The sequence below is a fragment of the Legionella stuttgartensis genome, assembly GCF_977063405.2.
Genome location: NZ_CDRUHA020000022.1, coordinates 377,779 through 392,907, shown reverse-complemented (window position 1 = coordinate 392,907; position 15,129 = coordinate 377,779). Strand labels below are relative to the sequence as shown.

The window sequence follows — 15,129 nt, the reverse complement described above, 5'->3', positions numbered from 1 at the left end:
TTGTAATCATTGACGGCAAAAATGTTAATGAAGAGGCTTCATTATCAGAATCAAGGCCTTAATTGGGTAATGATTCTTTAACTAAATAACAAGGAGTTTGTTATGAAATATACATTTCTATCCATTTGTTTACTTGCTGGAGCCTCAAATTCTGTTTCCGCAGGAGTGCTTCCTAGCGCAAAAGATGCTCAACTTTGTACTAATGCTTATAATAAGCTCTGGCATGTTTTCGATAGCGTAAAGGCTCAGTATCGAGGAGACCCGGAAGCACAGGCGGTAGTGTTTAACCAAGAATTTCCCAACTTGCTTTCTCAAGATTTTTCGTTAACGATTAACAATCTCCCAATCGAGCCAAATAGTACAGAAACAGTTACAGTGACAGCGCAAGGACTTCCACAAGTAGTTGTTGCTGCCTCAGAACAAATTACTTCTTGGGGACAACATCACATCGCGGGGCCTTTCAGCTTTAAGCTTATTTCTGAATCAGCATCCTTAAAAACACGGGTGTATCTCATGACAACTCGTGATATTGATTACACTAATTCTCCAGGAAATAGTGGGTGCGCAGCTTTTTTGGCACAAAAAAATATGGTCTGTACTGTCAAAAATACGATGCATTCTACCAGAAGAGCGATGCTTAATAGCATGAACTCACACGTGGTCACGACTTACGTCATGCCATCTCCCAACTGCAGTCTATGGATAGCCCCTCCTATTGAAGACTTTCCTACAGAAGCCTAAACAATTGCGATGAAACGAATTGTTCACGTTAATATGTTTATAATGTCCCCCAAAGTTCTAAACGAATTCAGAACTTTGGGGACTTAATTTCAAGGAACTAATTTATTCCAATGACAGGTTTGTTTGTGTAGTTTAAGCATGAAATAGTACCGCTATATCTAAATCACCCAATGAAGATTAAATGTGATGCTTTAAGAATTTCTCAAGCGCACTGGGTGTTAAAGGTTTGCTGAAAAGAAAGCCTTGAACTTCATCACAACGCTGTTGTTTTAAAAAATCCAATTGTTTTTTACTTTCTACACCTTCAGCAAGAACTTTAAAATTAAAACTTCGCGCCATGGAAATGATCGCCTCAATAATTACTTCATCGCTACGAGACGCCGATATATTTTGGATAAAAGATTGATCTATCTTTAGGCAATCAATGTGAAGTTGTTTTAGATAATTGATGCTGGAGTTTCCCGTTCCAAAATCATCTAATGCGATTCGAATACCAAGTTGTTTGAGTTGATTCAGTGTTTTTATAATATCTCGGTGCGTGATGATCACATTTTCAGATATTTCAAATTCTATATGTTCAGGAGAAAGTAAATGTTCCTTTAAAATTGTCTCTACTACGGAAATAAAATTGTGCTGTTGTAATTGCCGAGTAGTAATATTAATGGCAACGCGTATATAGGGAAGACCTTTTTTACGCCAGGCTTTAATTTGTTGACACACTTCGCCAATAATCCATTCACCCATAGGTATAATTAAACCCGTTTCTTCTGCCAAAGGAATAAAATCCATAGGTAGCATTAATCCTTTGTCTGGATGATTCCAACGAATCAAGGCTTCTACAGACAATAAGTCTTCCTTATCAAGATTAAACTGGGGTTGATATAATAAAAAAAACTCTTTATTTTTAAGGGCATTCCGTAACTCTGTTTCGAGTTTAAAGCATTGATCAGAATATTCATGTAATTGAGTAGCATACAAAGAATACTGATTTCCTCCCAATCCCTTAGACTGATACATTGCTAAATCTGCATTTTTTAACAAATCACTGGGTGTCTCTCCATCTTTAGGGTAAATACTTATTCCTGCTGCGGTAGTAATCGTTATATCTCGTTTTAAAATTTTGAATGGTTCTTTCATAGAATCTATAATTTTGTTAGCAATGGCTCTAATATCCTCATTTTCGGATACATGACAAATCATCACGAACTCATCGCCACCCATACGCGCTAAAGTATCTTCTTTACGAACTAGAGAAGACCATCGTTGTCCAACCATGCGCAATAATTGATCCCCCACTTCATGTGACAAACTGTCATTGATTAATTTAAATCGATCTAAATCAAAATACAGGATGGCAAATTGATGTCCATGTTTCTTTGCATAATCAATACTGGCTTGTATCCTATCGATTAATAGAGCTCTGTTAGGTAGTTTGGTTAATGGATCATGTAGGGCCTGATATTTTAGTTGTTTCTCAAGATTTGCTTGTTCCGTTATATCACGAAAACTCCATACTCGACCGATGACTTTTTTATTTAATCGGTGGGGAAGAGTATAGCACTCCAATATTTTGCCATTCTTAAAAGTAATAATCTCTCTACTGATTTCATTAATGTTTTTTCTTAGACGCTCTATATCCGCTAAATATTCACGGGGCTTAACAATCTGATTCAGCATATAAAATAAAAAGATGCTTCCATCATTAGTTTCTAACATGGATTTCGGGATATTCCACATGGAGATAAACTTGGAATTACAATCGATTAAATTGTTATTTAAATCGATGACTAAAATTCCATCGGCGGATGATTCAAAGGTGGATCTTAAGAGGGATAATGATTGTTGCAAGGATTCGGTGCGCTCTTTCACCGTCTGTTGCAATATTTGCTCATGATGTTTTGCATCATTGGCCAAAATCCATTTTCTTGTTAATGCACAAGCGAGTTGTCTTACCGCAACCACGTCAAATGGTTTTTTTAAGATGAGATAATTATCTCCCACACCTAATTCTTTGACCGTTTCTTCCCAACTGTAGTCCGAATAAGCAGTACAAATGACCACTTGAATATCAGAATCAATCTCCCACATATGTTTAATGGTTTCAATCCCATCCCACCCTGGTGGCATTCGTATATCGACAAAGGCCAGGGCATAATGTATTCCTTTTTCTACATCACCCTTAATTTTTTTAATTGCTTCTTGGCCCTGACACGCGGTATTAAAAATAAATTTTGGTAAAAAAAATTCGATATCGGGACTATAGGATTCGTTTAAAGAGAGTTCATCATCAAATAATTGTTGGTCTAAATGATGTAGTTCTGACTTTGGATTCGAAGCAGTCAAGACTTTAATAAAATCTTGATGAATTGAGGGATTATCATCAATGATCATAATATGTAATGGTATATCATTCATGGGCTCCCCCTATTTATCTAAGCTGTCGCGGATCGGCAAAGTCAATACAAATTGCGCCCCATATCCTTCACCTTTACTCTCTGCCAAAAGAGACCCACCCATATCACGGGCTGATAATGCAGAACTGTGTAATCCAAAACCATGGCCATTTGTTTTTGTTGTAAATCCAAAAGCAAAGATACGTTGCAAATTATCTGCATTAATTCCAACTCCATTATCTTCGACTATAACTTGTACTGATTTTTTTTCTGATTTTTGTACTATTAACTTGATTTCTTTAATGGGAATAGAGTTGTTTTCCAATATCGATTCTTTGGCATTTTGAATTAGATTGATTAATATTTGCAGTAATTTGGATTTATCGACGATAACTAAAGGTGCTGGGTGAAACTCTTTAATTATCTTAATACCACCATTTTTTGAGGAACTCATAGTGATATTTACTGCAGTATCTATCAATTCTGGAAGATAGACTTTTTCGTTCACACTCGATAGTCCACTAATTGATTTTTGAGTATCTACAATTTGATTTATATGCTGTAGATCATTTTGAAGGTTATTTACTTCTGTATTGTTTTTTTTATTTTCTTCCAAAATAATTTTGGCCAGGGTTAATAGATATTGGGGAATAATTTTACCTTTGGGATCATGGGATAAAAAATCAGCTAAATTGAGCTTATTTTTCTCCATCATTTCCATAATTTTTAATAATTTTTTATCATAATCTTGTTTAAAACTATTTTTTAATAAAGTGATGGAAACATTGGAGCTATTTAAGATATTTCCAATGTTGTGCAAAATAGTTGTTGCTACCTCTGCCATTCCCGCACGACGAGCCGTAGATGATATTTGTTGATTTAATTCTTTGATTTTTTCTTCGGCAATTTTACTTTTATGAATATCAATAACAATGCCCGCAAGCTGTTTATTTTCTTTTTGGCATTGGCCAATCGTTCTATACCAATGGTAATTTCCACTAGGGTTTCTGACACGTATTTCACATTCATAATCAATATTATCGTTTAAAGCACACTCTACCTTTTGGAGTAATTCAAACCGATCTTGCTCATGAACTAACTCTAGAAACTCCTGCAAAGAAGGTGGTTTATTATTTGGATTTAAGCGGAAAAGATTGAATAACTCATTGGACCAGATAGTATGTCCGGTATTGCCATCAAAAGACCAATATCCTAATCCTGCAATATGTTGAGCAAATTCAAGCTTTTCATTCAAGCTCATCATTTCTCGTGAAGAAATTTTTATTGAACGTTCATGCAAATAACGCTCTTGATCTGCTTCCATATACGTATTATTGATGCGCTGGAGAAAAGTTTTCCATTGCTCGTCAGATTCTGGTTTTTTATCTTCAGCAATGTTTGAATGTTCCAGTTGTCGCTTTAATAATTTATGAATTTCCATATTGTCTTATTTTAACCTTAAATTTTTATGTCTCATAAATAGTTGTAATCGTCATGGTTTGGTTATGTAATTGACAATTCCCCACAGAAAAAGGTGATAATTCCCCATATGAATAAAAACCAACTTGAGTTGAGCCTTTGGGTAGAGCAGACATAGTAGACTCAATTTCTTCTTCTGTTCGTTCCCCCAAAAGCAATCGCCTGCCTACACAACTGATATCAATCGCCAAAACGGGCCCTAACTGATCTAAGTTATCATTGAGCATCAATTTATTTGCGAGCAGACCTGCTTCATTAGCACTATCAATTAATCGATCAAAATTCGCTCTCATTAATTGTGCATACCATCCTATTGGAATATCCCCTGCAAAAGTCAGGGATTGTTCTTTCTCATTAATTGCAAGGATAGTACGTACCAATTGGGTATCATCATGTGCCTGAGGATTATTAATAGCCAATGGATAAAGTAATCCTGAAGAAGGTAATTCAGAGGCTTTTTCACCTAAATATTCTTTATAAAGCTGTAAAGCCGGTTGATAATCAAGTTCATATAATACATTTGATTCAGAACGGGTAATTCGACGAATTGGACCAAAAATATCCCACCCCCCTTTAGATGCATGTCCAATATGTATATCAGAACCATAAAAACCTACTGCAACGGCATAATGGTCAAGAATTTTATTATTTAAAATGGCCCATGTTTTTTCGAAATGACTGCCATCACCCGCTAAGCCACCGGTAATAATGAGTTTGTGGTTACCCTTAACTGTATTTAATCCTTGCACTAATTCGGAACCATTTACATTAAGTCCATCAGACAAAATGAAAATACTATGCAGATCGTCCGCTTTTAATTGTTCGGCAATTAGCTTGCCGGCTTTTTCGGAGTCTTTACCATGATTTACTTCAGCTTTAGCAATTTTTAACGATGTTTTAGCAAATTTGATTACGGCCACTGTAATACTGCTGTCAAAAAGATTGTCCCCAAAAATTTCTCCAGCAGTAGAGCAACCGATGATTTTTGATTTGGAATAAAAGTTAGCCAATTGCATTATTGGCTCTTGATATTCCAAGAACTCGGGTGCTGCAAAAATAAGCACCAGGGTGTTCATAGAATCAAGATCTGGAAATTCTTTCAAGCTCCATCCTTTATTTCTAAGGAATTGAAAGGCTTTTATTTCCATAGGTCACTCCTTGTAGCTATGTAGGACAATGAAAAAAATGTTTTTTATTAGTATAGTGTTAAATTTGGCTTTTTTCTTGATTGAGTGGGTTGTTTTTGATCAAATAAAGGGGGCTGTGGAGTAATCTAGATTTTTTTGCTACCCACATGAAAATTCGATATGATGAATTTCATTATTTTTGCTTAAGGGACGTAGTGTTTATGGAAGGAAAAAAATCACCTACCAGGAATAAAAAAATGGTGATTATTGAACGTTGGCGAGAGCGTTTCCCGGCAGAAAATTATTTAGGTTTACTCATCATTTTAGTTACCCTAGTTGCTGTATTATGGTTCTATATCTCCACTAAAAAAACGCATACTGTGAGTCCTAATCCTATTCCAGTTGTAGCGGGAATTTCTACAACTCGGGATGTACCTATTTATATCGCGGCACTTGGCACAGTAACTCCAGTTTATACTGTTACAGTGCAAACTCAGATAAATGGTTTATTAATGAAGGTTCTCTTCAAGGAAGGCCAATTGGTTAAAAAAGGCCAGTTACTTGCCCAAATTGATCAACGTCCTTATGAAGCATTACTGACTCAATATGAAGGAGATCTCAAGCGGGATTCAGCTCTGTTAGCGAATGCAAAAATTGACTTAAAACGTTATCAAAAATTATGGAAAGAAGATTCTATTTCTCAACAAACATTAGCAACACAGCAGTCACTTGTAGAGCAATATGAAGGAAATGTTAAAACAGATCTGGGTCTCATTCAGAGTACCAAAGTCAATCTTATTTATTGCAATATTACTTCGCCTATTGAGGGACGAATCGGTTTGCGTTTGGTAGACCCAGGAAATTTTGTGCAGACTTCAAATACCCAAGGTATTGCAGTAATAACTACTCACGATCCCATTACGGTAATTTTTCCTATAGCAGAAGATTATGTACCACTTATTGCACCCCAAGCTTATGGTGGTAAAGCGATGCAAGTGAATGTTTTTGATAGACAACAAAACCATTTACTCGCAACAGGAAAATTACTGGCTTTGGATAACCAAATTAGTACTACTACAGGAACCGTAAGACTTAGAGCGATATTTAATAACGAAAAAAACACATTGTTCCCTAATCAATTTGTGAATGTGAAAATATTAGCTGAAACGTTGCACCTAGCGACAGTTGTGCCAACAGCTGCTCTACAACATACAACAACAGAAGATTTTATTTATGTTATTAAGGAAGATAATACAGTAAAAATTCAAACTGTAATTGTTGGACCTACTAGTGAAGATGATACTGTAATCAAAAGTGGTTTATTACCCAATCAAAGAATAGTAATAAACGGTGCTGATAAATTAATGAATGGTTCCAGAGTACTTGTCCAAAAAGAGCATTCACCAAGTGTCTCAGTTCGCAAAAGCGGGTCTCGCTTAAAGGTGCACAGTCTCTCATGAGTATTTCAGGCCCATTTATCGCAAGAGCTATAAGCACCTCATTATTGATGCTTGCTATTTTGCTAACTGGCGTCCTTTCATACAAACTATTACCTATTTCAGCACTGCCTGACGTGGAATACCCCACCATTCAAGTATCAACATTTTATCCTGGAGCAAGTCCAGATGTAATGAGCACTACAGTCACGGCACCACTTGAACGTCAATTCGGACAAATGCCAGGTTTGGAGCAAATGACCTCAAACAGCTCAGGTGGCTCATCCATTATTACTTTGCAATTTAATTTGGATATGAGTTTGGATGTAGCGGAGCAACAGGTTCAGCAAGCAATTAACGCAGCAAGTAATTATTTGCCGATTGATCTTCCCAATCCTCCTGTTTACAGTAAAGTCAATCCGGCAGATACACCCATCCTAACCTTGGCTTTGACTACAAGTACTCTACCCTTAACTCAAGTAGAGGATTATGCAGAAACACGTCTTGTCCCTAGAATTTCTCAATTATCGGGTGTAGGGTTGGTAAGTATTGGCGGCGGACATCGACCTGCAGTACGTATTCAGGCTAATCCAAATGCATTGTCTGCGTATGGATTAACTATGGAAGATGTGCGTTCCATCGTTGTGGCTTCAAATGTGAATGCTGCTAAAGGAAATTTCGATGGCCCACGTTTAGCCTATACGATTAATTCCAATGACCAGCTCTTGTCTGCAGCAGATTATCGTCCCTTAATTGTTTCATATCAGAATGGAGCTCCCGTCCGTTTATCTGATGTAGCGAATGTTATTGATGGTATAGAAAATACAATGCAAGCGGCATGGATGAATACAGAGCCAGCGATTATCCTCAATATTCAACGTCAACCCGCAGCAAATGTTATTGAGGTAGCAGAACGAGTCAAAAATCTGTTGAAACAAATGAAATTGGCAATTCCGTCTGGGATGGAGATCAAAGTACTTACCGATCGTACGACCAGTATTCGTTCTTCCGTAGAAAATGTCCAATTTGAATTACTTTTATCAGTTGTTTTAGTTGTGATGGTGATTTTCCTGTTTTTACGTAGGTTATCAGCAACAATAATTCCTAGTATTTCAGTACCCTTGGCACTCGTAGGCACATTAGGTCTAATGTATTTACTCGGGTTTAGCCTTAATAACCTTACTTTGATGGGATTAACTATTGCTGCAGGATTTGTGGTTGATGATGCGATTGTGATGATTGAAAACATCATACGTTATATCGAGATGGGTGAGAAACCTTTGGATGCGGCTCATAAAGGAGCCGCTCAAATAGGCTTTACTATTGTTTCTTTGTCTATTTCTCTTATTGCGGTACTGATCCCTTTATTATTTATGGGGGACATAGTTGGTCGATTATTCCGCGAATTTGCAGTGACCTTAACCATGACAATTGCAATTTCAGCATTTGTTTCGTTAACGTTAACGCCCATGCTTTGTTCTAGACTTCTAAAGATGCAAAGTGAAAATGAAGTGACCGATTTAGAGCGCTTTCTAAAGCGTCAATCAGATTATCTTAGTGAGCGATATAAAATCTCCCTGCATTGGGTTCTTTCACGCCAACCTTTTATTTTACTGATTTTTTTGATTACTGTATTAATCACAGGCATTTTATTGTATCTCATTCCTAAAGGCTTTTTCCCCATTCAGGATACAGGAATTATTCAAGGAGTATCATTGGCCTCTGAATCGGTTTCATTTAAAGAAATGACTAATCGACAACAAGCTCTAGTGCATGCAGTGCTTTCCGATCCGGCAGTTGAAAATGTATCGTCCTTTATCGGTATTGATGGTACGAATATCACGCTCAATAGCGGGCGTATTTTGATCAATTTAAAACCCTTTGAACAACGTCCAGGCGTTATCGAAGTTATGAATCGTTTGCAATCCAAAATCAATCAAGTTTTTGGGGCTTCTTTATACATGCAACCTGTACAAGACTTAACGATCGATACGTTAACCAGTCGCACACAATATCAGTACAGTATTAGCGCCCCTGATAGGGAGGACGTTACTAAGTGGTCACAGTTAATGTTAGAGAAAATGCGCCAATTATCCATTTTGAAAGACGTAAATACCGATCAGCAAAATAGGGGTTTGGTTACATTATTGAATATTGATCGCGATACGGCATACCGTCTGGGTATTAACATGCAAATGATTGACGAAACTTTATATGATTCGTTTGGTCAGCGGCAAATATCTATTATGTTTACGCAACGAAATCAATACCGAGTTGTATTGGAAGTATTGCCTCCACTACAAAGAGAATCGATTGCTTTTGATAACATTTATATTAATTCTTCGGTGATTAATTCTTCTACAAGCTCTGCTACTAACTCTTTTGTGAATGCTACTGGAACAAATAATAATAGTATAAATAACTTAGCGAGTAATTCACAAAATCTTAATCCTTTATCGGGAGTGGTATCAAGTGGCTCTGTACCCATTAAGACGTTTGCTCATTTGCAGCAAGCGGTTGGTCCCTTAGTCATTACGCATAAGGATCAGTTTCCCTCTGCGACGCTTTCGTTTAATCTTGCAAATAATGCATCCTTGGGTGATGCAGTGACTCAGGTTGACGCTGTAAAAAATAGTCTCAATATGCCTCTTAATATAGAGGCAGGTTTTCAAGGAACAACAAAAAATTTTCAAAACTCCCTCGCTAATGAAGGGTGGTTGGTCATTGCTGCCGTAGTTGTTGTTTACATCATATTAGGTGTGCTTTATGAAAGTTACATTCATCCACTTACTATTTTATCTACCTTACCCTCAGCTTCTATGGGAGCATTATTTGCATTGTATATAACAAATAATGAACTGAGTATCATTGCTTTGATTGCGATTATTTTATTGATTGGAATTGTGTTAAAAAATGCAATTATGATGATCGACTTTGCTCTTGAGCAAGAACGTGAATACAAACTCAAACCTGAAAATGCAATTTATGAGGCAGCTTTATTACGTTTTAGACCCATTTTGATGACCACTATGGCCTCCATGCTTGGTGCAGTTCCTTTGGCATTTAGTCATGGGCTAGGTGGTGAGTTACGACGTCCATTAGGTATTGCGATAATTGGGGGACTAATAGTAAGTCAGTTGGTGACTTTATATACGACTCCTATTATTTATCTGACTTTTGATCGCATATCACGTAAAGTAATGAGTTATGGTAAACACAATCCCAATGTTAGGGAGAGTGGGGCGTGAATTTATCATCTTTGTTTATTAAAAAACCCATTGCTACAATCCTATTAGCATTTGGACTAAGCTGTGCAGGAATTCTTGCATTTGATTTATTACCTGTAGCACCTTTACCTCAAATTGATTTCCCAACCATTATGGTACAAGCTCAGTTACCAGGGGGTAGCCCAGAAATTATGGCGACCTCAGTTGCAGCGCCTTTGGAGCGGCAGATAGGGCGAATTGCAGGTGTCACTCAACTTACTTCCTCAAGTACCTTAGGACAAACCAGCATCACTGTACAATTTGATTTATCACGTAATATTGATGGCGCTGCACGAGACATCCAAGCAGCAATTAATGCATCTTTAAGTCAATTACCGGCTAACTTAACTAATAATCCTACTTATCGCAAAGTAAATCCTGCTGACGCGCCGATTATGATTCTTGCATTGACTTCGGATAAATATACTCCAGGACAGATGTATGATGTCGCATCAACTATATTGCAACAAAGGATTTTGCGTATTGAAGGTTTAGGGCAGGTGGCCGTGGGTGGGAGCTCATTACCTGCAGTTCGTGTTGAAATTAATCCTACAGCTTTAAATAAATATGGAATTGGATTAAACCAACTTGCTGGAACAATTAACAATGCCAATGTGAATTTGGCAAAAGGACAATTGATTCATGATGATACTGTTTCAGTAATCAGTAGTAATGACCAGATGAATAAGGCAAGTGAGTATGCCCCACTAATTATTAGCTATTTCGATAACCAGCCAGTACGTCTTTCTGATGTCGCTCATGTATTCGACTCAGTTGCTGATGTTCATACTGCGGGCTTGGCAAACGGGAAACCAGCCGTGCTCTTGGTTTTATTCAAGCAACCCGGCGCCAATGTGATAAAAACAGTGGATCATATAAAACAAATCTTACCTCAAATTGAGGCTTCTATATCAAAGGATATTAAATTAAATATTTTGCTGGATAGAACAACCTCAATTCGTACTTCATTACATGATGTGGAGCTTACTCTACTTATTGCTATGTGTTTGGTAATTTTTGTTACTTACCTTTTTCTTGGAAGTTTCAGGGCGATGATGATTCCGGGCATTGCAGTTCCATTATCATTACTTGGGACTTTTGCAGTAATGAAATTATTAAATTACAGTTTGGATAATTTATCGCTGATGGCTTTAACCATTTCTACAGGTTTTGTTGTCGATGATGCAGTTGTAGTACTGGAAAATGTTTCTCGTCATATTGCTATGGGGAAAAAACCGCTGCAGGCTGCTTTTGATGGATCAAAAGAAATTGGTTTTACGGTGTTATCCATTAGCATTTCATTAATTGCCGTATTTATTCCAATTTTTCTTATGAGTGGCATTGTAGGACGTTTATTTCGTGAATTTGTGGTGACCCTTTCTGTAGCAATTTTGATTTCACTCGTTATTTCCTTAACTTTGACACCGATGATGTGCTCCAAAATGTTGCATGAGCATGAAGGCAATAACAGCAATTTTTTTATGCGCTTTACAGAAAAGGTGCGTTTGAGTTATGCAAATGGCTTGCATTGGGCGTTGTTTCACCCACGAGTCATGTTAATTCTTACTTTTGCAACTGTTTTACTTACTGCAAGTTTGTTTGCGGTTATACCTAGAGGATTTTTCCCTCAACAAAATACGGATCGAATCGCAGGTTCTTTACGAGCAGATCAAAATATTTCATTTCAAGCGATGCAAAGGAAATTAATTCAATTTGTTTCAGAAATTCGTAAGGATCCCGCTGTAGCTAATGTTGGTGCCTTTATTGGCAGTGGTCCGAGCAATAATACAGCCAATACAGGCTCAATGTTTATTACGTTGAAGCCTATCCAAAATATAACTACCTTCCAGGTAATAGAACGATTGCGAAGCAAATTATCTTTAATTACGGGTGCTACTTTGTATATGCAGGCAGCCCAAGATCTAACAATAGGTGGGCGACAAACAGCAGCTCAATTCCAATATACTATAACTGCTGATAATTTAAATGATCTAGCTACGTGGACGCCGCGAATTATGGAGCAATTGGCAAAGATTCATGGTATTACTGACTTAAATAATGACCAGCTTAATCATGGTTTGCAAACTTATGTGAATGTAGATCATGACACTGCATCACGTTTTGGGATTACCCCACAACAGATTGATCAAGTGCTATATCATGCTTTTGGCCAAAGTCAGATCTCGGTTATGTATATGCCAATGAATCAATATTATGTGGTTTTGAATGTTGCCCCCAAATATTGGCAATATCCTGCTGTATTGGATGAAATTTACGTTAAGTCTTCAACTGGTGACGAAGTGCCTATATCCGCATTTGCCAGTTTTGAGACTGGTTCTACTTTATTATCCGTAAATCATTTAGGTCTTGCTCCGGCGGCTACTTTTTCATTTAATTTGATTCCTGGAGTATCGCTAGGGGGGGTAGTGAAACAAATCACTGGTGCAATTAATAAAATGAATTTACCACCAACCATGCGGGGTACGTTTCAGGGGACGGCACAAGCGTTTCAAGAATCTTTTGCAAAAGAGAAATATTTGATAATGACAGCTATTTTGGCTGTTTATATTGTGCTGGGGATGCTCTATGAAAGCTTGATTCATCCAATAACTATTTTGTCTACTCTACCGTCGGCTGGGGTGGGTGCATTATTGGCTTTATTGTTATTTAAATCCGATTTGAGCATTATTGCTTTGATTGGAATGATTCTTCTGATTGGTATTGTGAAAAAAAATGCCATTATGATGATTGATTTTGCCTTGGAAGCGGAGCGGTTAGAAAATAAATCCTCACGTGAAGCAATTTATGAAGCCGCATTATTACGCTTTCGACCAATTATGATGACGACAATGGCCGCTATTTTAGGTGCTATGCCTCTGGTTATTGGTTTTGGAGTAGGTTCAGAATTGCGTCGCCCATTAGGTATAACTATTGTTGGCGGGCTAATTATGAGTCAATTATTAACACTGTACACGACACCAGTGATTTATTTAGCAATGGATAATGCTGGAATACGATTGCGCAATTTTATGAAACGGTTTAAGTTACGAGGTGCCCATGGCCACTCATAATCGATTACAATTTTTAATTTTATGTTCTTTTTTAGTGTGTTCTTGTATGGTTGGACCCAATTATGTGCCTCCAAAAGTTGTAGTTCCAACTCAATTCAAAGAAGCCAAAGGTAAAGAGGTAATAGGGGTTAAGCGTAAAAATTGGAAACCCATCCAGCCTCAAGATGATATGAACCGTGGCGAATGGTGGAAGATTTTCAATGATCCAGTATTGAATGATTTGGAAAGCCAGTTAAATTATTTCAACCAAAATATTGTGAATGCAGAGGCAAATTTCAGGCAGTCACTTGCAATTGTAGACCAAGCACGCGCAAATTTATATCCAACTGTAGTGGGTGCATTTAGCTTGTTCCGACAACGACAGGCCGGAGGATCTACATCAATTATCAGCACTTCTGGTACTACGGGCACAGCGACGACAAATATCGTGTCTTCAGCATCAACCACTACAATTTATACCTCATTTTTGAATGCGAGTTGGGAACCTGATCTTTGGGGACTTGTTCGGCGAACCATTGAGTCCGATCTGGCTTTAGCACAATCCAATGAAGCGTTAATTGGGGTGACTCGTTTATCAGCCCAAGGGGCTTTGGCGCAATATTATTTTGAATTACGCACCTTGGATCGAGTTCAAAAATATTTGGACGACACGGTAACTGCTTACAGCAAAGTATTACAATTCACCCGAAATCAATATGCATCAGGTGTTGTATCGCGTGCTGATGTGGTTCAGGCACAAATCCAGGTCGAATCAGCGCAGGCATCAGCCATTAATAATGGAATCTTACGTGGCCAATATGAACATGCAATTGCTGTATTAATGGGGCGTCCTCCTGCCGATTTTTCATTAAAACCTGCCATTATTAATTTAAAACCGCCGGTGATTCCTTTGGAAGTCCCTTCAGTTTGGTTGGAACGTAGGCCAGACATTGCTCAAGCTGAACGTCTGGTTCAACAAGCGAGTGCCTTAATTGGAGTGGTGATTGCTGCATATTTCCCCAATTTGACTTTAAATGGAACGGTTAGTGCCGCCGGAAATAGTTTTCATCAATTGATTCATAAACCTGCAATCAGTTGGTCTGCCGGGATGCAATTGGCAGAAACTATTTTTGATGGGGGTTACCGGGCGGCAGGGGTAAGGGCTGCCAAAGAACAATATATGGCTCAAGTTGCCAATTATCGTCAAGTAGTCCTAACTGCATTTCAGGATGTTGAAGATAATCTGGTTTCGTTACGTTTTTTAACAAATCAGAGCATAGTCCAAGATAAAGCAGCAAAGGATGCGCGATACGCACTTAAACTTGTTATAAATCAATATAAAGCGGGCACTGTTCCTTATTTAAATGTACTTACGGCACAAATTAGTGCTTTTACACTGGAGCAGGCTGCCATACAAATAGATGGTTTGCAAATGGCCTCTGCTGTAGGGTTGGTTAAAGCATTAGGAGGCGGTTGGGTTGCCCATCTACCACCAAAGTATAAAACTTAATCTCAATTTGAATGAGGCTATATTTTAAAAAGTATGCTCTAACTTTGATGCTACCTTTTAAATAAGATTATCTGATATTTAGTGAGAGTATTCTCTCCATTCTGAGTTGAAACTAACTACCTCGTGG

General features: G+C 37.7%; 8 protein-coding genes. 5 read left to right on the top strand and 3 right to left on the bottom strand.

Features of this window, described 5'->3' with window-relative positions:
- The first annotated feature begins 102 nt into the window (after positions 1–102).
- Positions 103–741 (top strand): hypothetical protein, encoded by a 639-nt coding sequence (locus ACWTEW_RS07390; protein WP_454781057.1) that lies wholly within the window; start codon positions 103–105, stop codon positions 739–741.
- A 177-nt stretch (positions 742–918) separates the two neighbouring features.
- Here ACWTEW_RS07390 and ACWTEW_RS07385 read toward each other — a convergent pair whose 3' ends face one another.
- The 3 genes from ACWTEW_RS07385 to ACWTEW_RS07375 are packed head-to-tail and all read right to left on the bottom strand — an operon-like array spanning position 919 to position 5,761.
- Entirely contained in the window at positions 919–3,156 is a 2,238-nt protein-coding gene (locus tag ACWTEW_RS07385) for an EAL domain-containing protein (RefSeq protein ID WP_454781056.1), read from the bottom strand.
- A 9-nt stretch (positions 3,157–3,165) separates the two neighbouring features.
- A complete protein-coding gene (locus ACWTEW_RS07380) occupies positions 3,166–4,575 on the bottom strand; it encodes an ATP-binding protein (protein ID WP_454781055.1) in 1,410 nt (469 codons plus the stop codon).
- Positions 4,576–4,600: 25 nt separating this feature from the next.
- On the bottom strand, positions 4,601–5,761 hold the full coding sequence (locus tag ACWTEW_RS07375) for an FIST signal transduction protein (RefSeq protein WP_454781054.1): 1,161 nt from the start codon (positions 5,759–5,761) through the stop codon (positions 4,601–4,603).
- A 200-nt stretch (positions 5,762–5,961) separates the two neighbouring features.
- Between ACWTEW_RS07375 and ACWTEW_RS07370 the strand changes: the two genes are divergently transcribed.
- Genes ACWTEW_RS07370 through ACWTEW_RS07355 form a run of 4 tightly spaced genes read left to right on the top strand, consistent with a single transcriptional unit; the run spans position 5,962 to position 15,002 of the window.
- On the top strand, positions 5,962–7,200 hold the full coding sequence (locus ACWTEW_RS07370) for an efflux RND transporter periplasmic adaptor subunit (protein WP_454781053.1): 1,239 nt from the start codon (positions 5,962–5,964) through the stop codon (positions 7,198–7,200).
- Positions 7,197–10,424, top strand: coding sequence for an efflux RND transporter permease subunit (locus ACWTEW_RS07365; RefSeq protein ID WP_454781052.1), 3,228 nt, complete (start codon positions 7,197–7,199; stop codon positions 10,422–10,424). The genes ACWTEW_RS07370 and ACWTEW_RS07365 overlap by 4 nt, the downstream gene beginning before the upstream one ends.
- Complete coding sequence (locus tag ACWTEW_RS07360; RefSeq protein ID WP_454781051.1) at positions 10,421–13,513, top strand: efflux RND transporter permease subunit; 3,093 nt, start codon at positions 10,421–10,423, stop codon at positions 13,511–13,513. The genes ACWTEW_RS07365 and ACWTEW_RS07360 overlap by 4 nt, the downstream gene beginning before the upstream one ends.
- On the top strand, positions 13,500–15,002 hold the full coding sequence (locus ACWTEW_RS07355; protein ID WP_454781050.1) for an efflux transporter outer membrane subunit: 1,503 nt from the start codon (positions 13,500–13,502) through the stop codon (positions 15,000–15,002). The genes ACWTEW_RS07360 and ACWTEW_RS07355 overlap by 14 nt, the downstream gene beginning before the upstream one ends.
- Positions 15,003–15,129 lie beyond the last annotated feature (127 nt).